The organism is Sphingobium sp. BHU LFT2 (assembly GCF_018604485.1).
GTDB classification, from domain to species: Bacteria; Pseudomonadota; Alphaproteobacteria; order Sphingomonadales; family Sphingomonadaceae; genus Sphingobium; species Sphingobium yanoikuyae_A.
The window spans coordinates 93,396-120,240 of record NZ_JAFCGW010000005.1 but is presented as its reverse complement, the minus strand read 5'-3'; the positions used below and the strand labels follow the sequence as shown (position 1 = coordinate 120,240).

Here is a 26,845-nt window from a genome sequence, read left to right as displayed (position 1 = left end):
GCCCTGTTGTTCGGTTGCGTCGGCGCTGCGCGGTCGATAGCCTCGGCATCCTCTCTTCCCCACGAGTGTTCCCGTGTCGATGCGTTCCGTTGCCTGCCGTCTTGCCGTTTTCCTGTTCGCCCTGTTACCCGGTCTGGCCCATGCCCAGCCTGCCAATCGGCCGACCCCCGGCTATACGCGGGTGGCGATCGATACATCGGTCGGCACGATCATCGTAGCGGTCGACCAGCGCCGGGCGCCGCTGACCAGCGCCAATTTCCTGGCCTATGCCGATGACCAGCGGCTCGACGGTACGGTCTTCTACCGGGCGGCGCGGCGCAAGAGTGATCCCAAATATGGCCTGATCCAGGGGGGGATCGACACCGACCTGCGCCGGGCCTTGCCGCCGGTCCGGCATGAGCCGACCAGCCAGACCGGGATCAGGCATCTCGACGCGACATTGTCGATGGCCCGGCCCGACAGGCCCAATTCTGCATCGGGCAATTTCTTCATCACGGTAGGGCCGACGCCGAGGATGGACGCGCAGGGCAGTTCGATCGGCTATGCCGCCTTTGGCCATGTGGTGGCCGGCATGGACGCGGTGCGCCGCATCCTGGCGGTGCCGACCTGTTGCGGCACGGGGCCGATGCGCGGGCAGATGATCGTCAAGCCGATCACCATCCGGCATGTGCGACGGCTGGACGGACAGGCGCGGCCGACCGGCAAGGTGAAGCCCTGGCTGATTCCGCGCGCCAAGCCGCGCCCGAAGAAGTGAGGGATCAGGCGATCGCTGCCTGACCGCGCATCCAGTCGCGTCCGGCATTGCGCGGCGGCCGGGCGGCGAAGCGCTTCCAGGCCTGTTCGTGGAAGAAGAAGGCGACCGCATTGACCATCGGTTCGACCAGCGCGATGCCGCCGGCCAGCGCGACCGATCCGGTCATCAGATAGGCGACGGTGAAACCCACGGTCAGGTGGATCGACAAATAGGTGGCGGTCTTGATGAGATCGAGCGACATGGCGAAACCCCTTTGAAAGCTGTCGCTCGATAATTAAGAATTGTTCGCAATAATCGCCAATGGCTTTTCCCGCTGGCTCTGATCGTTCCGGGCGATCAATATGGCGCAGGGAGGATCTTCATGACGGGACGGATCAGGGTCGGCATCGGCGGATGGGTCTATGAACCCTGGCGCGGCAGTTTCTATCCCGCCGGCATGCGCCAGAAGGATGAACTGGCCTATGTCGGCGTGCAACTGACCGCGACGGAAATCAACGCGACCTATTATAGCAGACAGAAGCCGGCGACCTTTGCCGGCTGGGCGCAGGCCGTGCCCGACGGCTTCCAGTTTGCGGTCAAGGCGTCACGATTCTGCACCAATCGCCGCGTGCTGGCGGAGGCGGGCGAGTCGATCCAGAAATTCGTCCATCAGGGGATCGTCGAACTGGGCGACCGGCTGGGGCCGATCCTGTGGCAGTTCATGCCGACCAAGACATTCGATCCCGATGATTTCGGCGCCTTCCTGAAACTATTGCCGGCCAGCGTCGATGGCGTGGCGCTGCGCCATGCGCTGGAGGTGCGGCACGAGAGCTTCGATGACCCGGCCTTCCTGGCGCTGGCACGCGACGCGGGGGCGGCGGTGGTGCTGGCCGACCATGACGACTATCCGGCAATCACCGGCCATGATGTCGGTTTTTCCTACAGCCGACTGATGCGCAGCCGGGAGGACGAGGAGACCGGCTATGCCGCGACGGACATCGCCGGCTGGTCTGATCGCGCAAAGGTGCAGGCGGCGCAGGGCGACGCCTATCTCTTCTACATTGGCGGCGCCAAGGTCCGGAACCCGGCGGCGGCGCGCGCGACCATCATGGCTCTGGAGCAACAGCTGTGACATAATTGCGTTTGATGCAATTGGCATGTCAGGCTTTGCGATTGTTACAATGATGTGAAATCATCATATGGCGCTGCATCCCGATCCGGGATGTCGTTCCAATGATGGAGTCCAATATGCGTCAGGCCTTTCAGGCGACTGCGCTGGTGGTTGCGGTCAGCGTCCAGATGCTGACCTTCTACTCGGTGCTGTACGCTTAAGCGCAGATCGCGCTCATCCTTGTCCCGCCAATGCGGGGCATAAAAAGGCCGCCCAGGGCATATGCCGGGGCGGCGCTTTTGTATCCGGAAACTCTGCCTTCCGGTGGCGGCGAGGGATCAACCCTCGGCCAGCCAGCCGGCGAGCAGATAGGCCACGACGCCGATCGGGCCCAGGGCGCACAGGGTCAGCAGCACCAGGGCAACGCGGATCAGCGTGACATCCAGCCCGGTGCGGTTGGCGATGCCGGCGCACACGCCCATGATCTTCGCGTTGCGGCGGTCGAGGGTGAAGCTGTTGTTCATGGATCTGGCCTTCAATATTATTTGGGGTGGGAAAAGGGCGGTTGCCCGATCAGGCGATCGGGGCAACCGGAACCGCCGCGCCGACGAACAGGCTGGCGAAGATGACGGCGCCGACAAAGGCGAGGGCGACGCTCTGAAACTTGGCGATGGACATGATACTCACTCCCTAGATATTTCCTGGCCGGACCGTCCGGCCTTGATGCCAGACGATATTGCAGGCGGCGTGCCAGTTTCGATTTTTGGCGGAAATCGGTGCGTTTTCCTCAGTCGCCGATTTTTTCGCTATGCGAAAAAATCCGATGATTGGGAAAATTTGCCGTCAATCGGTGAAAGTTGCAGGTTGGCAATGAAAAGGCCGTTGCTTTTCGTTTATGGCACGCTGCGACCGGGCTTTGACGGGCCGATGGCGCATTGGCTTGCCGATCGCGCCGAGTGGATCGGGGCGGGCTGGACCGGCGGGAAACTCTATCAGGTGGCGGATTATCCCGGTTTCGTGCCGGGGGAGGCGGGGCGCGTGCGTGGCGACCTGTTCGCACTGTCCGAAGCGGAGGCGCTGCTGGCGCGGCTCGACGCCTATGAAGAATGCACGTCCGACGATCCGCTGCCCCATGAATATCGCCGCGAACGCTGCATCGTGGAAACGCCCGATGGGCCTGTCACGGCCTGGGTCTATCTGTACGCCCTGTCCGTTACCGGACATCGAGTGATCACCAGCGGCGATTATCTGGTGGCGCGCTGATCCGCTGGAATGGATGGCTCTGGCCTCTGGACGGGCAGCGCTATCTTGCGCCTGCCCGTCCCGGCTGACGATCAGAAATGATAGGCGAGGCCGACCAGGGTCTGGTGCCGGTCGAACTTGCCGCCGTCGCCAAGGTCACTATATCGATATTCGATACGCGCGGTGACCTTGTCGGCGACGAAACGCTCGACGCCCGCACCCACGCCCCAGCCGTCAAAACTGTCATGGCCCGACAGGGTGCCACTGGCATCGCTGAGCGCGATACGGGCGCGCATATTCTCGTAGCTGCCCCGGACATAGAGCAGGGTGTTGCCACCGACGACATAGCCGGCGCGCGCGCCGATATCGAAGCTGTAATTGGGATCGATCAGCGATCCGCCGACGCGGGATGCGTCATCGGCGGCGATGTCGAAACCGGCCTCCACGCCGACCACGATCTTGTCGGTAAGCTGATGATCATAACCGGCAAATCCGCCACCGAAGAAGGCGTCGCGCGATTCATGCAGCTCAAGACGGCCGACATCGCTGTTGGCGCTGCCGATGCTGTCGCGGTTCCAGCCGGCCTGAACGCCGACATAGGGGCCCTGGAAGCTTTCGGCATGGGCGGTGCCGCAGGCGAGGGCAAGGCCGATGGCTGCCGCTGTGCCGATCATGTTTCTCATCATGTCTATCCCTTTTCCCATTTGTTCGAGGTGGGCTCGAAATAGGGAAATGGGCGGACATGATAAGCCGGCGGCGGCGCACCAGACTGTCTCGCGTTGCGAGACAATCCGGTGGCTATGCGTCAGTGCATCGCCACGTCGCGGCTGAGATAGACCTCTGCCACGCGGCCGTCCTTCATCGCGCAGGTGAAGCGGCGGGTGGTGCCTTCGGTGGCGCGATAGCTGGCGCGGGTTTCGACCTCGCCATCGATATTATAGCCGTCGGCGGTCGCGCGCGGCTCGTCGATGTGGCGGATTTCGGCATAGCCGGCCTGGCCCTGCGCCTCGTCCCGCGCGGCCAGCGCGCAGGCGTCGGTCAGCTGGTCATTGCTCTGGTTGGTGGCAGCGACGTCCGAAAAATCATCCGCGCGGGCGGGCGATTCGGGGCTGTAGACATCCGCGTTGCCAGCATCCGCACCATAATCGGTGCCGCCGGTCGGGGGCGGGGCGTCATTGTCGGCATAGGGGCGGTTGTCGGTATCAGCGCCGCGTGCGTCCTTGCGGTCCTTGGAGACGGAATTGGCGACCACCACGGCGGCGCCGAGCAGCGCGGCAATGCCGACCGCGTCGCCAAAGCCGAAGCCATTACCGCGATCATGGCGGTGATGCCAGTAGCGATCGTCATAGCGGGGCCGGGCCTGTGCCGGGGCGACGCTGCCCAGCAGCAGCCCTGCGCCAACCAGCGCACCCGTCATCCACCGCGTCCTGTTCCCGATCATCTGCCTGTCTCCTGCGATGGAATGAGCCATAGCCGCGTCGGGCTGTCCAGAGGCTGAATGGGCTCAGTCCGGCTTGCGCTGGATGTCGAGCCCGGTGAAATGGGCGGCGAAGGCATAGCTGTCGGCATATTCCTCGATCAGCTTGTCGATCGGCTTGCCTGCGCCATGGCCGGCACGATTCTCCACCCGCAACAGATGCGGCTTGTCGCCGATCGACGCGGCCTGCAGCGCGGCGGCATATTTGAAGCTGTGCGCCGGCACGACCCGGTCGTCGGTATCCGCCGTGGTCACCAGGATCGCCGGATACTCCTTGCCACTCAAGATGTTGTGATAGGGCGAATAGCCATAGAGCAGGGGGAAGTCGCGTTCATTGTCGGGCGATCCATAATCGTCGACCCAATAGCGGCCGGCGGTGAAGCGATCGAAGCGCAGCATGTCCATGACGCCGACCGCGGGCAGGGCGGCGGCGAACAGGTCGGGCCGCTGGTTGACCACCGCGCCGACCAGCAGGCCGCCATTGGAGCGCCCCTCGATCGCCAGGCCATTCTTGGGGGTATAGCCCTGGGCCTTGAGATATTCGGCGGCGGCGATGAAATCGTCGAACACATTCTGCTTGTTGGCGCCACGCCCGGCGTCGTGCCAGGCCTTGCCGAACTCGCCGCCGCCGCGCAGATTGGCGATGGCATAGGCGCCGCCCTGTTCCAGCCAGGCCATGCGGGTCGCCGAATAGCCGGGCGTCAGCGCGATGTTGAAGCCGCCATAGCCATAAAGGATGGTCGGCACCGCCTGTGCATGGTCGGCCAGCACTTTCTTGCGCAGGATCGTCATCGGGATCAGCGTGCCATCCTTCGAGGGATAGCTGACCTGTTCGACGCCATAATCGGCGGGATTGAAGGGTAGGTCGGGCTGGGCGAAGAGCTGGGTCTGTTGGCTCGCCGTGTCGAAGCGATAGATGCTGGCCGGGGTCACGAAGCCGGAGAAGGAGAAGAAGGTTTCCGGGTCGCCATCGCGCCCGCCGAAACCGGCGGCGGTACCCATGCCCGGCAGCGGCACGTCGCCGACCTTGCGCCCGTCCAGTTCGACCAGTTCGGCGACGGTTTCCGATTGGGTCATGTAAGCGAGGATGAAGCGGTTGCCGACCAGCGATCCGCCGGCCAGCGTATCGGCGCGCTCGGCCACCAGCGGCTTTTCGCTGCGCCCCGGCCGCAGGGCATCGAGCGTCACCAGCCGCATATGGGCGGCCTTGCGGTCGGTGACGAAATAGAGGGTCGATCCCCGGCTGCCGATCAGGCGCCAGTCATTGGCGAGGCCCTTGACCAGCGTCCGCAGCTTGACGGGGCCACCGTCGAGCGCGGCGACATGCAGTTCGCGGCGCGGGTCCATGCCGGCAAAGCTGCTGACGATCAGCCAGCGGCCATCGCTCGTCACCTGGGCGGTGTGGCTGAGGCCGGGGCGATCGGGCGTCGCATAGATGAGCTGGTCCTGCGCTTGGGGCGTGCCGATGCGATGATAATAAAGCTGCTGGTCGCTGTTGGTCGACTGATAGGCTTCGCCGTCGACCGGCGCGGCATAGCGGGAGTAGAAGAAGCCCTCGCCCCGGCCGTCCCAGGCGGTCTGCGAGAATTTGACCCATTCGACCTTGTCGTCGAGGATCTTGCCGCTGTCGACGTCCAGCACGCGCAGCGTGCGCCAGTCGCTGCCGGCATCCTGCACGCCATAGGCGAGGAAGCGGCCGTCGGGCGAGGGCGTCCATTCGGCCAGCGCGCTCGCGCCGTCCCTGGCCCAGCGATTGGGGTCGAGCAGCAGCCTTTGTTCACCGGCCAGTCCTTCGCGGACGTAGAGCGGCGTCTGGTTCTGCAGTCCCTTGTTATAGCCGTAGAAATAGCGGGTGCCGGCCTTGCGCGGCACGGTGAAGCGGCCATGGGCGAAGAGCGCCTGCATCCGCGTCTTGAGCGCGTCGCGACCGGGCAGGTCGTCAATATAACGGCGGGTCAGGTCATTTTCGCGGCCGACCCAGTCGCGCACGGCGGGATCGGTGCGGACGTCATTTTCCAGCCAGCGATAGGGATCGGTCACCTTCACGCCGAAATGATCCTCGACCAGATCCTGGCGGCGGGTGAGCGGGTAATGGAGGCCGTTGTCCGGCGGCGTCGCGTCGATCGCGGCGGGGGTGGCATCGCCCGAGGCAGCGGCAGCCACAGCAGAGGCCGGCGCGACGGCGATCACTGCCAGCAGGGCCGGCAGCGGCCAGATCAGGCGGCGAAGCGCGCGCATCCTCTCGACCCTATATCCTTGAAAGAAAACAGGCCGCGGCTTCGGATGAAGCCGCGGCCTGTTCGACTATCGTCTATCCACCGTTACCGGTGGAACCGCGATCAGGCGGCTTCGAATTCGTCTTCGTCGACGGTGTTGACCGGACCGGAGTCCTGGCCCTTGGCATCGACGTCACGGTCGACCAGCTCGATGATCGCGATCGGCGCGGCGTCCGAAGCGCGGAAACCGGCCTTGATCACGCGGGTGTAGCCACCGTTGCGATCCTTGTAACGCTCGGCCAGGACTTCGAACAGCTTGGTCAGCTGCGCATCGTCCTTCAGGCGGGCGTCGGCCAGACGACGGTTGGACAGGCCACCCTTCTTGGCGAGGGTGATCAGCTTCTCGACGTAGGGACGCAGTTCCTTCGCCTTCGGCGTGGTGGTCAGGATCTGCTCATGCTTGATGAGCGAGGCAGCCAGGTTGCGAAGCAGGGCGGTACGATGACCGGTGCTGCGCTGAAGCTTACGATGACCAACTTTATGACGCATGTCTCATTCCTTCGTTCGTTAAGGGGCCGGATGAGGTACCCCAGACCAGGCAGCGATTAAGGGGCGCCGCCCATTGCCCCAGTTCCTCCCCGGAACGGGGAGGGGGACCGGCCATCGGCCGGTGGAGGGGCAGGTGCCGTCAAATGCAAGATTCGACCGGCATTCCGCCTGGAGGCCCGTGCCCCTCCACCACTCGCTTCGCGAGCGGTCCCCCTCCCCGAGCAAGCTCGGGGAGGATTAGCCCAGCAGCTCCTGTTCGAGCTTCTTGGCCATTTCCTCGATATTTTCCGGCGGCCAGCCGGGGATGTCCATGCCCAGGCGCAGACCCATGGACGACAGCACTTCCTTGATTTCGTTCAGCGACTTGCGGCCGAAATTCGGGGTGCGCAGCATCTCGGCTTCGGTCTTCTGGACCAGATCGCCGATATAGATGATGTTGTCGTTCTTGAGGCAATTGGCCGAGCGGACCGACAGTTCCAGTTCGTCCACCTTCTTGAGCAGATAGCGGTTGATCTGGTTGGTGTCGCTTTCGCCTTCCGACGCAGCGGCAGCGGCGTGGCCGGCAGCCGGGGCAGCGGCGGGCAGCGCGTCCTCGAAGTGGACGAACAGCTGGAGCTGGTCCTGCAGGATGCGGGCTGCATAGGCAATCGCATCTTCCGGCGTTACGGTACCGTCGGTTTCCAGCGTCAGCGACAGCTTGTCATAGTCCAGTTCCTGGCCGACGCGGGTGTTGTCCACCTTGTAGGCGACCTGGCGGACCGGCGAGTAGAGCGCGTCGACCGGGATCAGGCCGATCGGTGCGTCTGCCGGGCGGTTGGCGACGGCGGGGACATAGCCCTTGCCGATGTCAGCCGTCAGTTCCATGTTCAGCGTCGCGCCCTGATCGAGGTGACAGATCACCAGATCGGGGTTCATCACTTCGATGTCGCCGACGACGGCAATGTCGCCTGCCTTCACCACGGCCGGGCCGGTGGCGGACAGCTGCAGACGCTTGGGGCCTTCGCCTTCCATCTTCAGCGCGACCTGCTTGATGTTCAGGACGATGTCGGTGACGTCCTCACGCACGCCGGCGAGCGACGAGAATTCGTGCAGGACATTCTCGATCTTGATCGAGGTGACCGCCGCGCCCTGGAGCGAGGAGAGAAGAACCCGGCGCAGCGCGTTGCCGAGCGTCAGGCCGAAACCGCGCTCAAGCGGTTCGGCAACGAAGGTCGCCTTGCGCTTGCCGTCGCCGGTCGGCTTGATCTCGAGGGCGTTGGGCTTCTTCAATTCCTGCCAGTTCTTCATGTTGACAGTCATGTACTTCCCCTGGGGATGTGGCCGTAACGGGTAGATCCTGGACCCATCAGGACGTTCCGGCCGATGCAAACGGGTAAGCGGGCGACGCGTCCGCCGCCCGCCTTCAAGCCTCTAGCGAAGCTTAATTAGACGCGGCGGCGCTTCGACGGACGCACACCATTGTGCGGGATCGGCGTGACGTCGCGGATCGAGGTGATGTGGAAGCCGACGGCCTGCAGTGCGCGCAGAGCCGATTCACGGCCCGAACCGGGGCCCTTGACTTCGACTTCGAGGGTGCGGACGCCGTGCTCGGCGGCCTTGCGGCCGGCGTCTTCGGCGCACACCTGAGCGGCGTACGGGGTCGACTTGCGGCTGCCCTTGAAGCCCATCATGCCGGCCGAGGACCACGAGATCGCGTTGCCCTGGGCGTCGGTGATGGTCACCATGGTGTTGTTGAAGCTGGCGTTGACGTGCGCGACGCCGGCCGAGATGTTCTTGCGTTCGCGGCGCTTAATGCGCTGGGGTTCGCGTGCCATTTTGCTCTAATCCTACAAAAATCGTTCAAAAGCAGAAGTCACCGGAGGGTCGGTCCAGAGGACATGACCCTCGACGATTACTTCTTCTTGCCGGCGATCGGCTTCGCCTTGCCCTTGCGGGTGCGCGCATTAGTGTGCGTGCGCTGACCGCGGACCGGCAGGCCCTTGCGATGGCGCAGGCCGCGATAGCAGGCCAGATCCATCAGGCGCTTGATGTTCATCGCGGTTTCGCGACGCAGATCGCCTTCGACGGTCAGGTCGGCGTCGATGGCTTCGCGGATCTGCAGGACTTCGGCGTCCGACAGGTCCTGAACGCGGCGCGCATGGTCGATGCCCAGCTTGTCGGCGAGGTCGACGGCGGTCTTGCGACCGATGCCGTGGATGTAGGTGAGCGCGATGATTACGCGCTTGTTGGTCGGGATGTTAACACCCGCAATACGTGCCATGGTACTTAAATCTCCTGCTCCACGGGGCAGTTGGCGCCGCCCCATCTCAAAGCGTTCGGGCCTCTTTCCTGGCAAGGAAAAACAGGCCATGATGTTGCTTCCCGAGACGCAAAAAAGACGGCCAGTGCAGGAAGCACTGCCGCTGTTACGCGTGTAGGGAACGGCGGCCTTTATCGATTCGCCCCAAAACTGTCAATATCCGGCGCTTGTTTGAGGCTCTCCGTGCGATGAACGGAGGGTGGTCCATCCATGCGGCTGGCGGCGGTCGTGGTCGGCCATCCGCCTCTGCCGTCGCCTTGCCCCTTTTCGGGTTGAGCGCTCCGGCCGGCTCGGGCATGGAAGCGCGATGCGTCTGACCCGATTTCTTGTGTCCGCCCCGGCCCTTGCAGCGCCGCTGACCCTGTTGGTGGCCGGCTGCGTCGCGCCGCCCTCCGCGCCGCCTTCGGCTGCGGCGTCGCGTCCGGCGCCCGCATCCCGGCCGGCGCCTTTGCCGCCGGCGCAGCCCGCACCGCCTGCGGCAGTCGAGTGGCAATATCGCCCCGCGACGCCGGGCAACTGGACCTATCGCGCCGATCCGGCCGGGCCGGTCGCGCTGTTTGGCGAGTCGGCTTCTGCCCCGCGCCTGACGTTGCGCTGCGACCGGGCGACGCGGCGGATCAGCCTGAGCCGGGCCGGCGGCGGGCAGGGGGCGATCACGGTGCGGACAAGCTATGGCGCGAGCAGCTGGCCGGCGGTGATGGCGGGGACGCAGGTGCCGCAACTGACTGCCGTGCGCGGCGCGAGCGACGCGGTGCTGGACCAGCTCGCCTATAGCCGGGGCCGTTTCGCGGTCGAGGTGCAGGGGCAGGAGACGCTGATCGTGCCGGCCTGGGCCGAAATATCGCGCGTGATCGAGGAATGTCGGGGCTGAAAATCGGCCGGCCCAGGCTTTTCGGGCCGACGGTCGAGTATGATTCCAAAAAAGAATATTACAAGTCTTGATCCTGCAATCCGTCTGATTCACAGTCCGTCTCGTGGCCGATCGAGGGGTAGCTCAAAGCCGGTCACGCGGGCTTAATTAGCGAAAGGAGGTGATCCGATGTCTCATGGTTCAGCAATGGGGTCGGTCAAGTCCATTCGGGAAACGCGCCGCTGACGACGCCGGAGCGTCGGTACAAACCCTTCATGGTGTAGAGACCAAGAGCGCCGACATACAGGCCGTCTCCGCCAGGGGCTTTAGCGCGAACTAGTCTTCCTTCTGGGCGGTTTCCGGCCGCTGACCATGCACATGATGGGCCGTCGGGCATTGCGTCCCGGCGGCCCCTCTCATGTCTGGGGTGTGGCGCCTTTTTTTGAGACATCGCGAAAGGGCGATGTCTCGGTACGGTGCCGGCCCGCTCCCCCGCCCAACCGCCCGATCCAGTGTCATCCTGTCGGGCGGTTGGGCGGGGGAGCGGGCTGGAACCGGCTTTCTCAAACAGGATTCTTACCGCCGGCGGGTTGCGAACCAGATGACGTGGCGGGGGCCCTTGCCATTGTCGCGCGCCTTGACCGCGACTTCCTCGACCGAGAAGCCCGCATTCTGCAACCGCCGGGTGAAGGCGGCGTCCGATCCCGCCGACCAGATCGCCAATATGCCGCCAGGCTTGAGCGCGCGCATCGCGCTGGAGAGGCCCGCATTGGTATAGAGCCGGTCATTGGCGTCGGCGGTCAGGCCGTCCGGGCCATTGTCGACGTCGAGCAGGATCGCGTCATAGCTGCCATGGCCGGCGGCGATCACATGGGCGACATCGTCCATCACCAGCCGCACGCGCGGGTCGTCCAGGCAGCCGGCGGCCAGGTCGACCATCGGGCCGCGCGCCCATTCGATGATTTCCGGCACCAGTTCGGCGAGCGTGATCTGTGCCTTGGCGTCCATTTCCGCGAGCGCGGCGCGCAGCGTGAAGCCCATGCCATAGCCGCCGATCAGCATATGGAGGCCGGCGCGCTTGCCCAGCCGCTCCAGCGTCATCAGCGCCAGCGCCTTTTCCGACCCGCTCATCCGGCTGCTCATCAGCTCGTTGCGGTCGAGCACGATCATGAAGTCGCCGCCGCGGCGATAGAGGCGCAGTTCCTGTCCGCCCGGAACGGCGGCGGTGCCCAGCAATTCGCGCGGTGTCATGGCAATGGTCCTCAAACAGGGCGGGGAAAGCGGCCGCATGACAGGTCGCGCGCCGCTGCGCAATGGCGGCCCGATGGACGGTTCGCCGCCTATGGGCTGGCCAGCGGCGGCGCAGGGGTCTATCGGCACCCCCATCATGCGTTATTTTCTCGATACCGAATTCAACGGCTTTGGCGGCGCGCTGATCAGCGTGGCGCTGGTGCCCGAACATGGCGACGATGATTTCTATGCGTCGCTGCCGCTGCCCGATGTGATCGAACCCTGGGTCGAGCGCCATGTCATCCCCTATCTGCGCCATGTGCCGCCGGGGCTGGACCATGAACTCAGCCGGATCGAGGCGGCCGACCATATCGCCGCCTATCTGGATGGCGATTCCGATCCGGTGATCATCGCCGACTGGCCCGAGGATCTGGCCCATTTCTGCGCGCTGCTGACCACCGGGCCGGGGCAGATGGCGGCGGTCGACTATGGGCTGCGGCTGGAACTGATCAATGCGGCGGGCTTCAGCGCGGCGGCGAACAGCCGGGTGCCGCACAATGCCCTGCATGATGCGCGGGCACTGCGCGACTTCTACGTCAATAATTGAGTGGGGCAGGGCGCGCTGGCGCCCCGCCCGTTCCTGTCAGCGCTCCGTGCCCCTCGCCTTGCCCCAGGCATGGGCGGCGGTATAGCCGAGATAGGCGGTGCCGAAGAGCGCGTAGAGTGGCTCGGGCAGGGCGTCGAGATAGGCGCGCATGCCCGCGATGATCGCACCCGCCACCTCCGGCTGCCAGCCAGAGATCAGCCCCATCGGGATCGACCACAGCAGCAGCGCATAGATGACGTAGAGAAAGGCCGGCCGCGACCGCTGGGTCCACAGGTCGGTCGGCTCGGTGGGGAGAGGAATATCGTCGGTCCTTATCATGATCGCGTCTCCCTTCAACCGATGCGGTTGGCGAGCCAGCCATAGAGAAAGGCTTCGTTGGCCGGGCGGCTTTCGGCCAGCGCCAGATAGCGTTCGCCCTGTAACGCCTCGATCGCCTTGATCAGCACGGCGTCGCCAGCCGCGCCGCGCAGGGTGCGGAAGGCGCGCAGCGCGCCGAGCGTGCGGGCGCCGATCGCGCCATCGGCCTTCAGGTCGGGATAGTCGCGCTGGTTGCGGTTGAGGGCGTTGAGCGCCCGCTGGAGAAAGGTGCTGGCGACCCCCGGCCCCATGTTGACGGCGGTGTCGAACAGTTCGGCGGCGAGCGCCATGCTCTGCTGCGCGACCGCGGCATAGCCCGGCTGATCCCAGTAAAGCTGGCGATAGATGGTGCGCGCGGTCGCGGCCGGCAGGCGCCGCATGTCGCCGGCAAAGCCGTTCGCCCGCGCGACGCCCAGCGTGATGCCCATATTGGTCGGCCCGCCGCGATCGGCGGGATGGTCGACATAGCCACCCTCCCGCGCGATCAGCTCGTCCAGCAATGTGTCGATGTCCATGATTGGCCCTTCCATGGTTCGTGGATGGCGAATCATTTATCCCATATGGTTATCTGTAGGACAGGGGGCAATGGCATGGGCGCGTCTGTCGAAGTTCACAGTGTAAACGGGCTTCTGGGGTCGTTCGCGCTTGAAACGCGTCGGCAACGCCTCTGCTGCGCGTCGGTCATGCACTGGAACGCGTCCCGTCCAACAGGGGCTGGGCCATCGTGCCGCGTCAACGCCGCGCGCGGCCCGCGCCCCTGACGCGACACCCACGCGCCTTGCTTGCACGCGGCACGCGCCGGTCGATTGGCGCGGGCGCATTCGGTCGCATCACCAAGTGTAGAGCAGGGAGAGGGGGCGTAGGAAAGGGGATGTCGGGGCGGGGCCAGCATGGCGCTGCTCGGATAGCGCTCGGTCCGCTTCCGGGCGGAAAGCTGCCTGGCGCGAAGCGAGCAGGAGCGCTCATTCCTTCTCCCGTTGGCGGGAGAAGGATACGAAGCCTTGCCGGCAAAGCCGGTTAGGCGAAGTTGGATGAGGGCGGCTTGTTTCGGAAGACCCTCACCCTCCCGCGCCTTCGGCGCGGGCCCCTCCCTCTCCCGTGAACGGGAGAGGGTAGGCTGACAGTCCGCCCCCCACCCCAACATGACCAAAATTTCATGATCGCGCGGATTGATCCGGCGCGGCGCCGGGTCTAGCTGCGCCCCTGTTCCAACCGGAATATTCCGCCCATCCTTTCGAGGAAATCATGTCCGACAACGACCATAGTCGAAAGACCGCGCGTTCGGGCATGGGGGCGAACTGACAGGTTTGGATCACCCGCCCGCCCCGAAGGCGCGGTCGCACGAGGTGATCCATGAATGCAGCCATCCGTTTTCTCGTCGGCTCCCTGCGCCGCGGGCCACAGGCCCCTGATCTCAACCGCCTGTTCGATGACGGCCAGACCTATGGCGAGCGACTGGCCGACCGCGTCGCGGCGATCGGCGGTTCCTGGCGCTTCATCATCGGCTTCAGCCTGTTCCTGGTCGCCTGGGCGCTGCTGAACACGCTGGTGCTGGCGCGCCATGCCTTCGATCCCTTTCCCTTCATCTTTTTGAACCTGATGCTGTCGATGCTGGCCGCGCTGCAGGCGCCGATCATCATGATGAGCCAGAATCGCCAGGCGGCGAAGGACCGGCTGGAGGCGCGGCTCGACTATGAGACCAACCTGCGATCGGAGGCGCAGATTGCCAGCCTGCACGACAAGATCGATCTGCTGCTGGCGATGGCGGGGGAGAGGGAGGAGGCAGCAGGGGCGGCGGGCTAAGTGTCCGGTATCGTGCCCTTCAACGCCGCATCAAGCGGATAGGCCAGCGTCGGCAAGCCGGTCGTGATTGCGGCAAGCGCGCGCACGCCCGAAGCGGCTGGGAATGTTCGGTGCTGGAGTTGGTAGCCAAGCGGCGATCGCACCGCTCGGCTACTAAGGCACCGCTGCGCCGTCAGGCGACCTTGCGAAACTCGCCGGTCGCCATCTCAAAGGCGTCAGTCGTTTCTTCGCCCTGCATCAGCAGCGCAATGAGGTCTTCGCGGCGCTCAACGATGCGGGCATCATAGGCGGATCGGTTCTGCTGGTAATATTCGGACATGAGTTTGATGGCTTCCTGGCGGTCGCGTTTGGGCTTTTTCGCGATCGCCTGTTTTTGCCGTTGTACTTCAAGGCTAAATTCATCGGTAACGCCAGACCAGTCGAAGTTCGCGACCCGTTCACGTTCCAAGGTGACGTTTCCGTCATATCCGGTGCCGGGCGCCCCGGTCGCTCCGCTGACTATCAGGCAACCCAGATCGGGATAATTCTTTGAACGGGTGAAGACGCGGATGACGTCCAATCGGCGCCCCACGTTCAACGGCACAGCGCGGGCCAAAGTCTCATTTTCGGGATGCAGAGCCTGAACCTCAGTCAGGAAAGCCTTATATGAACGTGTTTCGTTGCGTCGCACAAGCTCGACAAGCGAGGGATAGAAAAGCGTCGCCAGTTCTAGGTCAACCGTTGTGAAATTCATATCGCCTCCCTTGTTGATCCCGACCCTATATCTGGGCGAAGGGTAAGGAAGGCTGAATCTGCTAGCGCACCATAACGATCCATCCGACTGCCATGTCGATGTCGACCACGCCTCGAAATGCTAGCCAAAATATCTGCTCGGCTCGCTTCACGCGAAGATCGGGGACATAGATATCCCGCCAATTGCGGCGGGCTCGCTCATCCGCAACCTATGGGCGAAAGCGCCAAGTTCTGTGGCGCCATTCGATTGCGCGCTCCGCAGGAAGGACGAGCCGTTCTCCAGTTAAGGTTTCGATCCTGACTTTGATTCTCGGACGCTTGAACAGCAGGGTAGGGATGGCGCTGATCCGCCAACTCTTCTCAGCCACCTCCTGGGCGCGTTCTTCATCCAACGCGAAAACTCTCATTTTCCCAGCCTCGATCTCGGCAGGGAAAGGCAAATCCGACGGATCGTCATATCGGAGTGCGATGCCGGCTCGGTGCAAAAAGAAGAAGTCGCTGCGCAGGTCGATGGCGGTGACAAGGACATTGCGGCTGGAGATATTTTGAAGCGCCAGGAAGGGGTATTGGATCACGCCTTCTTCGTCGAAGCGAGTTTCCCAATCTATGTAGCCGTGAAGTCGAGCCTGATCGCGAGCCTTCAACGTGCGTCCTGCTGACCACGCACCGATGAACGGTGAGGCAAATGCTGCGACGATGGATACCACGTCCTTCCACGTCGCCAAAGCAGTCCAATCAGTGGGCATATAGCTTCCCTCCCGATCGCGCACAGAATGATCGAATCACATCGCGATGCTTGCTATGTGATTGCTGAAACGAAAACGCCGTTCCTTGCACTTGGCAAGAAACGGCGGTTTTCCTTGGTCGGGACGAGAGGATTCGAACCTCCGACCCCCACACCCCCAGTGTGATGCGCTACCAGGCTGCGCTACGTCCCGACCGGAGGGCGCCCAATAGAGGGATGAATTGGAAGTTGCAAGGGATTCGATGCAGGCTTTTTGCGGGGCGTGCAAATCACCGGCTTTCCCGTCCGTTGCCCGATGCTTTCAAAGCCCGCCATTCCGGGCGCGAAAAGCCAAGCATGTTGCCTTGCCCCGGCCATCTGTGTTAGCCGCCCGCGCTTGATCCCATGCCCGCGCCCTGCGGGTTGGGGAGACCGAAAAACAAGGCGAAAGTCCCACCATGTTCATTACTCCAGCCTTTGCCCAGACCGCGGGCGGGCAAGCCTCCGGCGCCGGTATCCTGGTGCAGATGGCACCGCTGGTCCTCATCTTCGTCGTCTTCTACTTCCTGCTGATCCGTCCGCAGCAGAAGAAGATGAAGGAGCATAAGGGCAAGATCGACGCCGTGAAGAAGGGCGATCAGGTCGTGACCGGCGGTGGCCTGGTCGGCAAGGTCGCGCGCGTCGACGACATCTATGTCGAAATCGAGCTGGCGCCGAACATGAAGGTCAAGGCGGTCAAGTCGACCCTGGCCGACGTGATCGACCCGACCACCGCCAAGCCCGCGAACGACTGATCCAACCATGCTGAACTTCTCGCGCTGGGCCATCGCCGGCATCCTGTTGCCGCTGATCATCGGCATCTTCTGCGCCGTCCCGAGCTTCCTGCCCGATTCGACGGTGGCGAAGCTGCCCCCCTTCATGCAGACGCGGGTCAATCTGGGCCTCGACCTTGCCGGCGGCAGCCATCTGCTGCTGGAAGCGTCGACCCAGGATGTGGCCAAGCAGCGGCTCGCCAATATGGAGGAGCAGGTCCGCACGGAACTGCGCCGGGGCGAGACGAAGATCGCGATCGGCGATATCTCCAGCCGTGACGGGAAGCTCAGCTTCATGGTCCGCAACCCCAGCGAAGTGGATGCCGCCGTCGAGCGCATTCGCCCGCTGACCCAGGGTGCGGGCCTGACCGGCCAGCGCGACTTCAATGTCGAGGTGGTCAACAGCTCCACCATCGTCATCACGCCGACCCCGGCGGGAATCGACAATGCGGTCAAGAGCGCGATGCAGGTCGCGACCGAAGTCATCCGCAAGCGCATCGACGAAATGGGCACGCGCGAGCCGACCATCCAGCAGCAGGGCGCCAACCGCATCGTCGTGCAGGTGCCGGGCCTGCAGGATCCCAAGGCGCTGAAGGCGCTGCTGGGCCAGACCGCGAAGCTGGAATTCAAGCTGGTCGACATGAGTGCCAATCCGAGCGAGGTGGCCCAGGGCCGCGCGCCGGTGGGTAGCGAAGTCCTGCCCTATCCGACCAATCCGGCCGGGCCGCCGATGATCGCCGTCCACCGCCAGGTGATGGTGTCGGGCGAGGAGCTGACCGACGCGCAGCAGACCTATGACCAGCAGACCAACGAACCCAATGTCACCATCCGCTTCAACGGATCGGGCGGCAACAAGTTCGCCAAGGTGACGTCGCAGAATGTCAACCGCCCCTTCGCCATCATCCTGGATGGCAAGGTGCTGTCGGCGCCGAACATCAATGAGCCGATCCTGGGCGGGTCGGCGACGATTTCGGGCAGCTTCACCGTCGAGGGTGCCAACCAGCTGGCGATCGCGCTGCGGTCGGGCAAGCTGCCGGTCAACTTCGTCGTGGTCGAGGAACGCACCGTCGGTCCGGGCCTGGGCGCCGATTCGATCCGCGCCGGCCTGGTCGCGTCGATCGTCGCGGTCGTCGCGGTCGCTGCCTTCATGTTCGTGAGCTATGGCCGGTTCGGCATGTATGCGAACCTGGCCGTGGCCATCAACGTGCTGGTGATCCTGGGCGTGATGGGCATATTGGGCGCGACGCTGACCTTGCCGGGCATTGCCGGCTTCGTGCTGACGATCGGCACCGCGGTCGACGCCAACGTGCTGATCTATGAGCGTATCCGTGAAGAGCGGCGACGCGGGCGCGGGGTCGTGCAGGCGATCGAGTTTGGCTATAAGGAAGCCAGCCGCACCATCTTCGAAGCGAACGTGACCCACGCGATCGCCGGTGGCATCATGCTCGCGCTGGGCTCCGGCCCGGTCAAGGGTTTCGCCATCGTGCTGTTGATCGGTATCGCGACCAGCGTGTTCACCGCCGTGACCTTCACGCGCGTTCTCGTCTCGGGCTGGGTGCGTCGCACCCGTCCCACGGACATCCACATTTAAGAGGGGCGGGAGGAACAACCCATGAAACTTCTCAAGCTCGTCCCCGACAACACCAATATCGGCTTCGTCAAGCTGCGCCACTGGGCCTTTGGCCTGACGCTGCTGCTGACCGTGCTGGCGGTCGGCGCGACCTTCTACAAGGGCCTGAACCTGGGCGTCGACTTTGTCGGCGGCCTGATGATCGAGGCGAAGTTCCCGCAGGCGGTCGAGACCGACAAGGTCCGCGACACGATCGCGGGGCTGCGCGTGGGCGAAAGCTCGCTGCAGCAGTTCGGCGATCCCAAGACGGTGCAGATCCGCCTGCCGCTGCCCGAACAGGGCGGCGCCGGCGCCGCCAATGCCGTGGTCGAAAAGACCCGCAAGGCGATGGAGGCGCAGTTCCCCGGCGTCACCTTCTCGCGCTATGACACGGTGTCGGGCAAGGTGTCGGGCGAACTGATCCAGAATGGCGTGCTGGCGGTCGTGCTAGCGATCATCGGCATCGCGATCTTCTCCTGGTTCCGCTACGAATGGCAGTTCGGCGTGTCGACCTTCGTCGCGATCGTCCACGACGTGCTGATGACGCTGGGCTTCTTCGCGATCACCCAGCTGGAGTTCGACCTCAACATCATCGCCGCCGTGCTGACCATCGTGGGCTATTCGATCAACGACAAGATGGTGATCGACGACCGCATCCGCGAAAATATGCGCAAATACCGCAAGATGGACATGAAGTCGCTGATCGACCTGTCGGTCAACGAGACGCTGCCGCGCACGGTCATGACCTCGGTCACCATCCTGCTGGCGCTGGGCGCGCTGCTGCTGCTGGGCGGCCATGTGCTGCGCGGCTTCACCGCGGCCATGATGCTGGGCATCATCGTCGGCACCTATTCGTCGGTCTATGTCTCCTCCTCGCTGCTGATCACGCTGGGCCTGAGCCCGCAGACGTCCGAGAAGAAGGCGAAGAAGGGCGGCATCGCCGCCCAGGCGGAGCGCATGGGCCCGCGTGACGGAGCCCAGCCCTGAGCGACCGTCAAACCGGAATCGAACTGCGCCGCGACGATAGCGGCCAGGGTCCGATCGTCACCGGCTTTCAGGGCCGGGGCTTCCGGGTGAAGGACGATGTCTTCCCGGACGGGCTGTTGCTCAGCCCCGTCCGGGCACTGGCCTGGATGCAGGCGCCGGCGGTGTCGGCGATGAGCGTTGCGGCGCTGGGCGATTTGTTCGACCATCTGGAACTGAAGCCCGAATTCCTGCTGCTGGGCACGGGCAGCGGGTTGCAACAGCCGCCCCGCGCCTTCGTGCGGGAACTGGAAGCGCGCGGCATCGGCGTCGAGGCGATGGACAGCCGCGCCGCCGCCCGTGCCTGGGGCGTGCTGCGCGCCGAGGAACGCTGGATCGTGGCCGCGCTGCTGCCGCTCTGATCAGTCGGGCTGGAGTCGGGGATAACGGGTCAGCCACCGCTTGGTGCGGACCCGCGCATCGAAGATCGCCCGCCTCGCGCCGAGAAAGGCCGGGCCGGGCACCAGCCGCAAGCCGAACAGATCATCAAGGCCGAAGGGGGCGTTGACCTCCAGCCGGTCGTCGGGCGTCAGGCGGACGCCGATGGCGGTCGCCGTCTCGGTCCAGTGGCGCATCGCATCGGCGGCATCGGCATAGGGGGCGTCCCGATTGCGCAGGTGCATCCGCGCCTGATTCTTGACCGACCAGTCGACGTCCGGGCGCAGCGCGGCCAGTTGCCCCTCGATCTGCCGGTCGAGCGCGGGGTCGGTTCGGCTGGGATCGAACCAGATGATGTCGATATCGCCGACGGGTATCGACGGGGCGTGGCCGTGGAGATGGTCCCAGACCGCATCGCGCACGAAGCCGGCGGCGACCCAGCCATCGGGCAGGTCGAGCGCGCGGAGCCGATGCAGGATCGCCATGCGCCAGGGATCGGCGTTCAGCAGGTCGCGCAACCGGGCTTCCATGCGGATTACGACTTCATCGACCAGGCGGTCAGCTCCTCCAGGTCGAGGTCACGCTCCAGTTCCTGCAGCACATGTTCGTCGATGTCGCCGGCGCGGTGCAGGCGCAGCAGTTCGGCGCGGCCGGCGGCGATCGCTTCCAGCACCAGATCGAAATGGGCATGAAGCCGGTCGGCGAACTGCTCTTCCTGTCCGGCATAGTTTTTCGAAAGGACCGCGCGCCGCTGATAGCGTTCGAGCAGTTGCGGGTGGATGAGTTCGCCGGCTGCATCATAGGCGAGCTGTTCGACGCGCACCGCCTGGACCCTGGCGATGACGGCTTCGGCATCGCTCATGCTGAGGCGGGGGCGATCATGAATCGGGTCGGAGAGGCCCGCCCAGCGGATCAGCAGGCCGAGCGTCGTGCCCTGGATCAGGACGGTGCCGAGGATCACGCCAAAGGCGGCGACCAGCAGGAAGTCGCGCCCCGGAAAGCCCTCCGGTACGGAGAGTGCGACCGCCAGTGTCACCACACCGCGCATCCCCGCCCAGCCGAGCACGGTGGCGCCGCGCGGGCCGACCGGGCTGTAACGGCGCAGGCCCATTGCGCGCAGCAGCAGGATGATGGCGTCCGAGCCGAACACCCAGACGAAGCGGGCGGCGGTGAGGGCGAGCAGGATGAGCAGCACGGGCACCGCCATATTGTCGAGCACGACGGCAAAGCCGCCGACCCGGTCGACCACCCCGCGCAGCGACGAGCCGATCAGCATGAACACGGTCGCTTCCATGAGGAAGATCATCACCGCCCAGAAGGCGGTGCCGCGCATCCGCACCGAGGCGGACCAGACGATATGCTGATACCAGCCGCAGATGAGGCCGGCGGCCACCGTGGCCATGACGCCGGAGACATGGAAGGCTTCGCCCAGCAGATAGGCCGACCAGGGAACCAGCATGGAGGAGGCGATCATCAGATAATCGTCGCCCAGCCGCCGGACCAGCAGCACCCAGATGGCGCCGATCGCGCCGCCGACGATCAGGCCGCCGACGGCGAGCAGGATGAAGCTTTCGAGGCCCGCGACCGCGCTGAAGCTGCCGGTGGCGACGGCGGCGATGGCGAAGCGGAAGAGGACTAGGCCGCTGGCGTCGTTGAACAGGCTTTCGCCCTCCAGCAGGACCGACAGGCGGCGGGGGAGATGGACGCGTTGCAGCACGGCGCGGGCGGCAATGGCGTCGGGCGGCGAGACGATCGCGCCCAGCGCGGCGCAGGCGGCCCAGGGCAGGGACGGCATCAGGGCATGGGCGACCGCGGCGACCACGAGCGTGGTGAAGATCACCGCGCCGATCGCCAGTGACATGATGCCGATCAGGTGGCGGCGCAGATGGCCCAGCGCAATGAACCAGGCGCCGTCCATCAACAGCGGCGGCAGGAAGATGACCAGGACCAGTTCGGGGTCAAGCGAGATGACCGGCAGGCCGGGCACGAAGGCGAGCAAGGTGCCGCCGGTCAGCAAGGCGACCGCCGGCGGCAGGCCCAGCCGATGCGCGGCATAATGAAGCGCGATGATCGCCAGCAGCATGGCCACCAGCAGTTCGAACAATTCCACCGGATGCATCGGCCTGGCCCCTGTCTGTCGATCGCCCTACCCTAATAGGGGCGCCGATCCTGTCCAGCGGTCCGCCCGATCATCGCACCGGACAGGCGGCGAGGGCGGTGGCGATGGCATCATAAAAGGGTTTGGGCCGCAGCGCATCGTCAAAGGGGTTGCCGCGCATGGGCAGGCCATCCGGGCGGCGGCTCTTGGTCGGATAGCTGTCGCGATTGAGATTGGAATAGCGATCGCTGAGGCCCCAGCAGATGATCTGGGAAACATTGCGATGGCTGAGCGTGATGTCGAGATAGCCCTTCACAAAGGCGGCGATTTCGGCATCGCGTCTGGCCGGCTCCTGGTCGCTCAGATGGCGGTCGGCGCAATCCAGTTCGGTGATCAGCACCGTCATGCCCATGGCGTCCAGTTCGGCAAGGAAGCGATTCCAGGCCCGTTCGTCGCGGCCGCGGCCGAGCGTGTTGCCCAGATGGCTCTGGATGCCGATGGCATCGACCGGCACGCCGCGCTTGAGCGCCTGTTCCAGCACGCGCAGCACGGCGTCGCGATGATCGGGATTCTGCTCCCAGCTCATATTGCCATTATAGACGCGCTGCGCATGGGGGGCATATTGCGCCATCAACTGAAAGGCGAGGTCGAAGAAGCCCAGGCCAAGGATGCGGGTGTAGATCGAGTTCTTCAATTGTCCGCTCTGGACGACGAACGCCTCGTTCACGCAGTCCCATGATTCGATCTGGGGGAAGGTGGTCGCAAGATAGCGGGCATGATCGTTCATCAGGGCGATGAGCGGCGCGCCTCCCTTCTGCGCCAGCGCTGCCTCATTGGCGATCAGCCAGCCGGGCACCCGATCATCCTGGTTCCAGACGAACGTATGGCCCCGCGGCGACATGCGATGGCGGCTGGCGAAGCGCAGGACGCGTAGCGCCTTCGCCGGGTTGCGCTGACCCTCCTTGGCTTCGAGATATTTCCATTTGAAATTATTCTCGGCGGTCAGCACCGAACATTCCCGGACGATCAACTGGGCAAAGGCCGGATCGTCCAGATGGGTGGGCGATACGGCGGTGCCAAAGCGCAGGCCCCGGCTGCGGGCGATGGCGTCGAGTCCGGAAGGCGGCGCGACGGCCAGGCCGGGCGCGCAGGACAGGGCCGGGATGGCGCCCGCCGTCAGCGACAGCATGTGCCGGCGGGACAGGGGCGGGCCATGGTCTTTCATGCTGCATTTGTCCGAGCGGAGAGGCGCAGAGGCAATCGGTAATTGGCCCGAGGGGGCTGCCCGCAAAAAAAAAAGGCCGCCCCATGCGGGACGGCCCAATGCTTCTGTTGCCGGGGAGCTGCTGTCAGAAGCGGAATTTGAGTGCGGCGCGATAGCTCTGATAGCTGAGGTTGCCGCGCCAGGCGGTGGTGTCGGCCGACAGGCTGATGTCGACATTGCCCGTGCTGAGGGTCAGGCCGCCGCCCACTTCGCCCCAATTCTTGTCCGAGCCACCCAGCGCGAAGGGCGCGAGCGATCCGGTGCCGCCGACGAAATTGGCCAGGAAATAGGCCGGCTGGTCGCGGAACTCATGGACATAATTGGCGGTCAGATAGGGCTTGAACCCGCCGACATCGATCTTCGCCGTGGCCCCCAGGCGCCCCTGCGCGCTCTGGATCGCATGGCGATGGATCACCAGCGCGGTGTCGCCGCCATATTCAGCGAGGTTGCCGCCGCTGATATAGGCGCCACGCAGCGAGGCGCGCGGCGTGATGGTGAAGGCGTTGCCACCCAGCGGCGCGCCGATGCCGATCTCACCCGACAGGGCCAGCTGCTGATCGCTGCCGCGCAGGGTGTAGGGGGTGGTGCCCACCGCAAAGGCGCGCTTGGTCTTGCTGGTGAGGGTGCCGGCGCTGCCGACGCCATCCAGAACCACGCCGCCCAGATCCCAATTGCCATAGACGGTGGCCTGGTAAAGGCGGGCACGGGCGGTGTCGCCGATGCCGGTATTGCCCTTGAGCTCGCTGAAGGAGGCGGCCAGGCCGATCACGGCATCGTCGCCGATCATCTTTTCGATGCCGGCCGCACCATACCAGCCGTCGAACTTGTCGCGGCCGGTGGTGATGGCGCCCCGCATCGGATCGCTCTTGCCGTCGATATAGCCGCCGGCGATGAAGGCGCTGACGTCTTCAGGCAGGGCATTTTCCTGGGTGACGGTTTCGTTGCCGCCGCCCTGATCCATGCCCAGGTTCAGATTGTTCATGCTGAGCGCGGCGAGCTGGAGCGGCTGCCCGGTCATGGTCAGCGTGCCGCCCATGCTGCCGCCGCTGACGCGTGCCAGGCGATCGCGATAGAAGCGGGCCATATTGTCGTTCAGCACTTCGGACATGGAGGTGCGGAGCGCTTCGGTGCGCGGTGCCATGGCTTCGAGCGACGCCTGGATCGCGGCGACGCTCAGCAGGTCGGCCTCACCATAGAGGGTGGCATAATTGCCGTAGAGGGCGCGGTTCTGATCGAGCAGGCGGGCAAAGCTGGTCTGCACCTGCGAGCCGCCATTGACGACGCCGGCATAGGTGCCGGCATCGATCGTGACGCTGACACTGTTGGCGCCATAGGTCAGGACGGGCTTCAGGATGGCGCTGATGTTGGTCGGCGTGTCGAACGTGCCTTCGACGCCGCCTTCCGCGTTCAGGAAAGTGTAGCGGCTGCCATAGCGCAGCTTGGCGCCGGTCGCCGCGCCGAAGACGACCTTGCCATCGACCGCCGCGACGCCTTCGACATCATCGGTGGCCTTGACCGCGAGCAGATCGGAACCGCTGCTGCCAAGGTCGACATGAAGCGTGCTGCCTGAGGACAGGATGGCATTACCCTCGACCGTGAGCGTGCCGACCGTGCCGATGCCGCCAGGCGCGACCACGCCCATGATGTTCGTGAAATAGGGGGTCCGCAGCGTGCCCTTGCCCGAGAGCAGGCCCGAGAGCAGCAGATAGTCGCCCGGCGTTTCGACCGTGCCGTCGACATTCACCACGCCGGCCAGATGGTTGATGTCCATCAGGCTGGTCAGCGACCCGGCGCTGGTGACGTCGAGCGTCGAGCCGGTGCCCGAGATGGTGAAGCGATCGACGGTGGCGTCGATGTCGAGCGTGGTCTTGCCGGCGGCGCTCAGCGTGACGTCATAATAGCGACCCACGACGCCCTGCGCGGCGACCGGGTCAATATTGTTCGGCACGAAATTGGTGGCGCCGGGCAGGCCATTGGTCAGGGTCGCGGCGGGCAGGACGGCATCGCCCTCCGCCTGGGCCTCGACGATGGCCTCGTCCGCCAGGCTGGCGGCACCATCGGACGGGCTGCGCTCGGCGATCTCGACCTTGCCCTTGTTGTCGGCGACGGTCTTGCTGCCGCTGGTGGTGGTCGCGTCGGTCGCCTCGACCGGCTCGCCATTGATCAGCAGCGTGTCGGTGCCGACGTCGTAACAGGCGTCGTCCGATCCATCATTGGGCTGGTAGCAGACCTGGCCGAACTTCTGCGCATCATCCTCGCCAAAGGCGCCGGCGCCGGGCGTGGTCGGCACGCCGTTCACCAGCGATCCGTTGCTGTCGATGATCATGTAATTGGGATCGAGCGCCGTCACCCAGTGGCTGGCGTCGCTCCATTTGCCGTCGCCGGCCTTGGCAGTGGCGTAGCGATAGGGATTATTCTGCGCGATCCAGTCCCAGAAGAGGTAGAGCGGTTGATAGAAGGCGGAGCCGCCATAAGAGCTTTGCGGCTGTTCCAGGAAGTAGCGGCTGCCGCCCGACAGGACGCCCAGCACCACCTTCTGGTCGAAGGTCTGGTCGAGGATCAGCGGGCCGCCGGAATCGCCGCCAGCGGTATTGCCTTCATTGGGAAGCGCATCGTCCTTGAAGACATTGAAGTCGAATTCGTTGGTCCGGGTCGGATCGTCGAAGTCGGTCTGGTAGAGATTCTGGGTATAGCCACCGCCCTCGCCGAACAGGAAAATGTCGATATCGTCGAGCGAGCCGAGCATGCCGAGGAAATTCTCGGCCACCTTGCGGCGATAATCGATGCCATAGCTGTTGCCGGTGGTGCCGCTGCCGCTGCGGCCATAGCCGGTGATCGTCACATGATAGCCGGTGCCGGTCGTGTCGCTGATGCTTTCCGGCGCGGGCAGGGCGGAAAAGAGCATCGCCCAGGTCGGCACATCGCTGGCCGGCGTGTCGAGCGTGGCCATCGCCGTGTCGCCATAGAGAAAGCTGAGCGCCGGCGGATCGAGCGAGTCCGGATTATAGGCGATATTGTTGACGTTGTAGACGCTGAGCGCGGTGTTGGTGCGATAGCCGTTGTTGATCCAGTTGACGAGGCCGGGGCGGGCGTTGCTCTGGAAGGCGAAGGCGACCGGAATGCCGTCATTCACCGTGCTGTAGGTGCTGGGGTCATAATCATTGACGCAGTGGGCGGCGAAAATGACGGTGCGCGGATTGATCAGCGTGCCGGTGCAGACATAGCCGTCGGCGCGATACATGATGCCGACGCCGTTCACATCGGTGCCATCGACGATGTCGGCCGGCGTATTATTGTCGTTCGGCACGACGGCATGGGCTGCCGGTGCGATGCTCAGAGCGGACAGAGCGGCCGATGCCAAAAGGGCAGAACGACCGGCGCGTGCCAACAGGCCCGCGCCATTCTTACGAATGCGCATGATGTTAACTCCCCAAAGACCGTTGGCGAGGCTATGCAGCTATCAGGCGCAAGACAATTGTCCAAAAATGAAAGTTTCTGTCATGTATCCAAAAAGACACAATGTTATCTTTGCGTTATGAATATCCAGAGTTGATTGACTGATCCGGCGGTCATGCCGTTTTCTATGTTAACGGTATCGTTTATGTAATTTATGCAAATGTAATGGGTTGAAGAAATGCCGGGGATTTTCGGCTTGTTTCCCGCCCACTTGCGGAAGCGGGCGGTTCCGCTTAAGCATGAAGGCAAGTTCCGATCGGATTTGCGCGATCGGC

The 26,845-nt window shown here is 64.5% G+C and carries 28 protein-coding genes and 1 tRNA gene; 10 read left to right on the top strand and 19 right to left on the bottom strand.

What is annotated here, in order from left to right:
- Nucleotides 1-79: 79 nt before the first annotated feature.
- Nucleotides 80-754 (top strand): peptidylprolyl isomerase, encoded by a 675-nt coding sequence (locus JQK15_RS12135; protein WP_214865989.1) that lies wholly within the window; start codon nt 80-82, stop codon nt 752-754.
- Between the two features lie 4 nt (nt 755-758).
- Here JQK15_RS12135 and JQK15_RS12130 read toward each other — a convergent pair whose 3' ends face one another.
- On the bottom strand, nt 759-995 hold the full coding sequence (locus JQK15_RS12130) for a DUF2061 domain-containing protein (RefSeq protein ID WP_214865733.1): 237 nt from the start codon (nt 993-995) through the stop codon (nt 759-761).
- Nucleotides 996-1,115: 120 nt separating this feature from the next.
- Here JQK15_RS12130 and JQK15_RS12125 point away from each other — a divergent pair, with 120 nt between their 5' ends.
- Nucleotides 1,116-1,865 (top strand): DUF72 domain-containing protein, encoded by a 750-nt coding sequence (locus JQK15_RS12125; RefSeq protein ID WP_214865731.1) that lies wholly within the window; start codon nt 1,116-1,118, stop codon nt 1,863-1,865.
- Nucleotides 1,866-2,182: 317 nt separating this feature from the next.
- On the opposite strand, the gene JQK15_RS12120 is transcribed toward JQK15_RS12125, so the two are convergent.
- Nucleotides 2,183-2,368 carry a PspC domain-containing protein gene (locus JQK15_RS12120; RefSeq protein ID WP_004208760.1) on the bottom strand — a complete coding sequence of 62 codons (186 nt, stop codon included), beginning with the start codon at nt 2,366-2,368 and terminating at the stop codon, nt 2,183-2,185.
- 346 nt (nt 2,369-2,714) lie between these two features.
- Here JQK15_RS12120 and JQK15_RS12115 point away from each other — a divergent pair, with 346 nt between their 5' ends.
- Nucleotides 2,715-3,107, top strand: coding sequence for a gamma-glutamylcyclotransferase family protein (locus JQK15_RS12115; protein WP_214865729.1), 393 nt, complete (start codon nt 2,715-2,717; stop codon nt 3,105-3,107).
- Nucleotides 3,108-3,178: 71 nt separating this feature from the next.
- Here the strand turns inward: JQK15_RS12115 and JQK15_RS12110 are convergent, their stop codons facing one another.
- The 7 genes from JQK15_RS12110 to rpsM all read right to left on the bottom strand — a co-directional run bounded on the left by JQK15_RS12110 (nt 3,179) and on the right by rpsM (nt 9,588).
- Complete coding sequence (locus JQK15_RS12110; protein WP_214865727.1) at nt 3,179-3,772, bottom strand: outer membrane protein; 594 nt, start codon at nt 3,770-3,772, stop codon at nt 3,179-3,181.
- A 119-nt stretch (nt 3,773-3,891) separates the two neighbouring features.
- The gene (locus tag JQK15_RS12105) at nt 3,892-4,503 is read right to left on the bottom strand and encodes a hypothetical protein (RefSeq protein ID WP_251007717.1); all 612 of its coding nucleotides are present in this window, start codon (nt 4,501-4,503) and stop codon (nt 3,892-3,894) included.
- A gap of 87 nt (nt 4,504-4,590) precedes the next feature.
- Nucleotides 4,591-6,801: a prolyl oligopeptidase family serine peptidase gene (locus JQK15_RS12100; protein WP_214865723.1), complete on the bottom strand. Its 2,211-nt coding sequence runs from the start codon at nt 6,799-6,801 to the stop codon at nt 4,591-4,593.
- Between the two features lie 101 nt (nt 6,802-6,902).
- On the bottom strand, nt 6,903-7,328 hold the full coding sequence (gene rplQ / locus JQK15_RS12095) for a 50S ribosomal protein L17 (protein ID WP_004208754.1): 426 nt from the start codon (nt 7,326-7,328) through the stop codon (nt 6,903-6,905).
- Nucleotides 7,329-7,565: 237 nt separating this feature from the next.
- Nucleotides 7,566-8,627, bottom strand: coding sequence for a DNA-directed RNA polymerase subunit alpha (locus JQK15_RS12090; RefSeq protein WP_004208753.1), 1,062 nt, complete (start codon nt 8,625-8,627; stop codon nt 7,566-7,568).
- A gap of 125 nt (nt 8,628-8,752) precedes the next feature.
- A complete protein-coding gene (gene rpsK, locus JQK15_RS12085; RefSeq protein WP_004208752.1) occupies nt 8,753-9,142 on the bottom strand; it encodes a 30S ribosomal protein S11 in 390 nt (129 codons plus the stop codon).
- A 77-nt stretch (nt 9,143-9,219) separates the two neighbouring features.
- Nucleotides 9,220-9,588 (bottom strand): 30S ribosomal protein S13, encoded by a 369-nt coding sequence (rpsM, locus tag JQK15_RS12080; protein WP_004208751.1) that lies wholly within the window; start codon nt 9,586-9,588, stop codon nt 9,220-9,222.
- Between the two features lie 346 nt (nt 9,589-9,934).
- On the opposite strand from rpsM, the gene JQK15_RS12075 reads away from it, so the two are divergent.
- Complete coding sequence (locus JQK15_RS12075) at nt 9,935-10,498, top strand: hypothetical protein (protein WP_026108856.1); 564 nt, start codon at nt 9,935-9,937, stop codon at nt 10,496-10,498.
- Nucleotides 10,499-11,053: 555 nt separating this feature from the next.
- Here the strand turns inward: JQK15_RS12075 and JQK15_RS12070 are convergent.
- Nucleotides 11,054-11,728, bottom strand: a complete 675-nt coding sequence (locus tag JQK15_RS12070; protein ID WP_214865722.1) for a spermine/spermidine synthase domain-containing protein — start codon at nt 11,726-11,728, stop codon at nt 11,054-11,056.
- Between the two features lie 136 nt (nt 11,729-11,864).
- Between JQK15_RS12070 and JQK15_RS12065 the strand changes: the two genes are divergently transcribed.
- Nucleotides 11,865-12,314: a hypothetical protein gene (locus JQK15_RS12065; RefSeq protein ID WP_026108855.1), complete on the top strand. Its 450-nt coding sequence runs from the start codon at nt 11,865-11,867 to the stop codon at nt 12,312-12,314.
- A 36-nt stretch (nt 12,315-12,350) separates the two neighbouring features.
- Here the strand turns inward: JQK15_RS12065 and JQK15_RS12060 are convergent, their stop codons facing one another.
- Together JQK15_RS12060 and JQK15_RS12055 are read right to left on the bottom strand one after the other, a co-directional pair.
- Complete coding sequence (locus JQK15_RS12060) at nt 12,351-12,632, bottom strand: 3TM-type holin (RefSeq protein WP_136185652.1); 282 nt, start codon at nt 12,630-12,632, stop codon at nt 12,351-12,353.
- A gap of 14 nt (nt 12,633-12,646) precedes the next feature.
- Nucleotides 12,647-13,186 (bottom strand): glycoside hydrolase family 108 protein, encoded by a 540-nt coding sequence (locus tag JQK15_RS12055; RefSeq protein ID WP_214865720.1) that lies wholly within the window; start codon nt 13,184-13,186, stop codon nt 12,647-12,649.
- 838 nt (nt 13,187-14,024) lie between these two features.
- Here JQK15_RS12055 and JQK15_RS12050 point away from each other — a divergent pair.
- Nucleotides 14,025-14,474, top strand: coding sequence for a DUF1003 domain-containing protein (locus JQK15_RS12050; RefSeq protein WP_214865718.1), 450 nt, complete (start codon nt 14,025-14,027; stop codon nt 14,472-14,474).
- Nucleotides 14,475-14,646: 172 nt separating this feature from the next.
- Here JQK15_RS12050 and JQK15_RS12045 read toward each other — a convergent pair whose 3' ends face one another.
- From JQK15_RS12045 to JQK15_RS12035, 3 genes are all read right to left on the bottom strand, one after another.
- On the bottom strand, nt 14,647-15,207 hold the full coding sequence (locus tag JQK15_RS12045) for a hypothetical protein (RefSeq protein ID WP_214865716.1): 561 nt from the start codon (nt 15,205-15,207) through the stop codon (nt 14,647-14,649).
- A 208-nt stretch (nt 15,208-15,415) separates the two neighbouring features.
- Complete coding sequence (locus tag JQK15_RS12040) at nt 15,416-15,952, bottom strand: hypothetical protein (protein ID WP_214865715.1); 537 nt, start codon at nt 15,950-15,952, stop codon at nt 15,416-15,418.
- Nucleotides 15,953-16,067: 115 nt separating this feature from the next.
- A tRNA-Pro gene (locus tag JQK15_RS12035) sits at nt 16,068-16,144 on the bottom strand.
- A 244-nt stretch (nt 16,145-16,388) separates the two neighbouring features.
- On the opposite strand from JQK15_RS12035, the gene yajC reads away from it, so the two are divergent.
- From yajC to JQK15_RS12015, 4 genes are all read left to right on the top strand, one after another.
- Nucleotides 16,389-16,724 carry a preprotein translocase subunit YajC gene (gene yajC, locus JQK15_RS12030; protein ID WP_017499642.1) on the top strand — a complete coding sequence of 112 codons (336 nt, stop codon included), beginning with the start codon at nt 16,389-16,391 and terminating at the stop codon, nt 16,722-16,724.
- Nucleotides 16,725-16,731: 7 nt separating this feature from the next.
- Entirely contained in the window at nt 16,732-18,333 is a 1,602-nt protein-coding gene (secD, locus tag JQK15_RS12025; RefSeq protein ID WP_214865714.1) for a protein translocase subunit SecD, read from the top strand.
- 21 nt (nt 18,334-18,354) lie between these two features.
- Nucleotides 18,355-19,338 (top strand): protein translocase subunit SecF, encoded by a 984-nt coding sequence (gene secF, locus JQK15_RS12020; protein WP_017499640.1) that lies wholly within the window; start codon nt 18,355-18,357, stop codon nt 19,336-19,338.
- Nucleotides 19,339-19,424: 86 nt separating this feature from the next.
- Nucleotides 19,425-19,736 carry an MTH938/NDUFAF3 family protein gene (locus tag JQK15_RS12015; protein ID WP_502956815.1) on the top strand — a complete coding sequence of 104 codons (312 nt, stop codon included), beginning with the start codon at nt 19,425-19,427 and terminating at the stop codon, nt 19,734-19,736.
- Here JQK15_RS12015 and JQK15_RS12010 read toward each other — a convergent pair whose 3' ends face one another.
- From JQK15_RS12010 to JQK15_RS11995, 4 genes are all read right to left on the bottom strand, one after another.
- Nucleotides 19,737-20,282, bottom strand: a complete 546-nt coding sequence (locus JQK15_RS12010; RefSeq protein WP_214865713.1) for a nucleotidyltransferase family protein — start codon at nt 20,280-20,282, stop codon at nt 19,737-19,739.
- 5 nt (nt 20,283-20,287) lie between these two features.
- Nucleotides 20,288-21,871, bottom strand: coding sequence for a Na+/H+ antiporter (locus JQK15_RS12005; protein WP_214865712.1), 1,584 nt, complete (start codon nt 21,869-21,871; stop codon nt 20,288-20,290).
- 70 nt (nt 21,872-21,941) lie between these two features.
- Nucleotides 21,942-23,075 carry an endo-1,4-beta-xylanase gene (locus JQK15_RS12000; protein WP_214865711.1) on the bottom strand — a complete coding sequence of 378 codons (1,134 nt, stop codon included), beginning with the start codon at nt 23,073-23,075 and terminating at the stop codon, nt 21,942-21,944.
- A gap of 124 nt (nt 23,076-23,199) precedes the next feature.
- Complete coding sequence (locus tag JQK15_RS11995; RefSeq protein ID WP_214865710.1) at nt 23,200-26,532, bottom strand: autotransporter domain-containing protein; 3,333 nt, start codon at nt 26,530-26,532, stop codon at nt 23,200-23,202.
- Nucleotides 26,533-26,845: the final 313 nt, after the last annotated feature.

What these genes read in the sequence shown, in the direction of transcription:
- JQK15_RS12090 (WP_004208753.1), bottom strand. Translation starts at nt 8,627, where the DNA reads ATGACTGTCAACATGAAGAACTGGCAGGAATTGAAGAAGCCCAACGCC.
- rpsM (WP_004208751.1), bottom strand. Translation starts at nt 9,588, where the DNA reads ATGGCACGTATTGCGGGTGTTAACATCCCGACCAACAAGCGCGTAATC.
- yajC (WP_017499642.1), top strand. Translation starts at nt 16,389, where the DNA reads ATGTTCATTACTCCAGCCTTTGCCCAGACCGCGGGCGGGCAAGCCTCC.
- JQK15_RS12110 (WP_214865727.1), bottom strand. Translation starts at nt 3,772, where the DNA reads ATGATGAGAAACATGATCGGCACAGCGGCAGCCATCGGCCTTGCCCTC.
- JQK15_RS12055 (WP_214865720.1), bottom strand. Translation starts at nt 13,186, where the DNA reads ATGGACATCGACACATTGCTGGACGAGCTGATCGCGCGGGAGGGTGGC.
- JQK15_RS12005 (WP_214865712.1), bottom strand. Translation starts at nt 21,871, where the DNA reads ATGCATCCGGTGGAATTGTTCGAACTGCTGGTGGCCATGCTGCTGGCG.
- secF (WP_017499640.1), top strand. Translation starts at nt 18,355, where the DNA reads ATGAAACTTCTCAAGCTCGTCCCCGACAACACCAATATCGGCTTCGTC.
- JQK15_RS12135 (WP_214865989.1), top strand. Translation starts at nt 80, where the DNA reads ATGCGTTCCGTTGCCTGCCGTCTTGCCGTTTTCCTGTTCGCCCTGTTA.
- JQK15_RS12075 (WP_026108856.1), top strand. Translation starts at nt 9,935, where the DNA reads ATGCGTCTGACCCGATTTCTTGTGTCCGCCCCGGCCCTTGCAGCGCCG.
- JQK15_RS12130 (WP_214865733.1), bottom strand. Translation starts at nt 995, where the DNA reads ATGTCGCTCGATCTCATCAAGACCGCCACCTATTTGTCGATCCACCTG.
- JQK15_RS11995 (WP_214865710.1), bottom strand. Translation starts at nt 26,532, where the DNA reads ATGCGCATTCGTAAGAATGGCGCGGGCCTGTTGGCACGCGCCGGTCGT.
- JQK15_RS12040 (WP_214865715.1), bottom strand. Translation starts at nt 15,952, where the DNA reads ATGCCCACTGATTGGACTGCTTTGGCGACGTGGAAGGACGTGGTATCC.
- rpsK (WP_004208752.1), bottom strand. Translation starts at nt 9,142, where the DNA reads ATGGCACGCGAACCCCAGCGCATTAAGCGCCGCGAACGCAAGAACATC.
- rplQ (WP_004208754.1), bottom strand. Translation starts at nt 7,328, where the DNA reads ATGCGTCATAAAGTTGGTCATCGTAAGCTTCAGCGCAGCACCGGTCAT.
- JQK15_RS12010 (WP_214865713.1), bottom strand. Translation starts at nt 20,282, where the DNA reads ATGGAAGCCCGGTTGCGCGACCTGCTGAACGCCGATCCCTGGCGCATG.
- JQK15_RS12060 (WP_136185652.1), bottom strand. Translation starts at nt 12,632, where the DNA reads ATGATAAGGACCGACGATATTCCTCTCCCCACCGAGCCGACCGACCTG.
- JQK15_RS12115 (WP_214865729.1), top strand. Translation starts at nt 2,715, where the DNA reads ATGAAAAGGCCGTTGCTTTTCGTTTATGGCACGCTGCGACCGGGCTTT.
- JQK15_RS12070 (WP_214865722.1), bottom strand. Translation starts at nt 11,728, where the DNA reads ATGACACCGCGCGAATTGCTGGGCACCGCCGCCGTTCCGGGCGGACAG.
- JQK15_RS12045 (WP_214865716.1), bottom strand. Translation starts at nt 15,207, where the DNA reads ATGAATTTCACAACGGTTGACCTAGAACTGGCGACGCTTTTCTATCCC.
- JQK15_RS12100 (WP_214865723.1), bottom strand. Translation starts at nt 6,801, where the DNA reads ATGCGCGCGCTTCGCCGCCTGATCTGGCCGCTGCCGGCCCTGCTGGCA.
- JQK15_RS12125 (WP_214865731.1), top strand. Translation starts at nt 1,116, where the DNA reads ATGACGGGACGGATCAGGGTCGGCATCGGCGGATGGGTCTATGAACCC.
- JQK15_RS12000 (WP_214865711.1), bottom strand. Translation starts at nt 23,075, where the DNA reads ATGAAAGACCATGGCCCGCCCCTGTCCCGCCGGCACATGCTGTCGCTG.
- JQK15_RS12065 (WP_026108855.1), top strand. Translation starts at nt 11,865, where the DNA reads ATGCGTTATTTTCTCGATACCGAATTCAACGGCTTTGGCGGCGCGCTG.
- JQK15_RS12105 (WP_251007717.1), bottom strand. Translation starts at nt 4,503, where the DNA reads ATGACGGGTGCGCTGGTTGGCGCAGGGCTGCTGCTGGGCAGCGTCGCC.
- secD (WP_214865714.1), top strand. Translation starts at nt 16,732, where the DNA reads ATGCTGAACTTCTCGCGCTGGGCCATCGCCGGCATCCTGTTGCCGCTG.
- JQK15_RS12120 (WP_004208760.1), bottom strand. Translation starts at nt 2,368, where the DNA reads ATGAACAACAGCTTCACCCTCGACCGCCGCAACGCGAAGATCATGGGC.
- JQK15_RS12050 (WP_214865718.1), top strand. Translation starts at nt 14,025, where the DNA reads ATGAATGCAGCCATCCGTTTTCTCGTCGGCTCCCTGCGCCGCGGGCCA.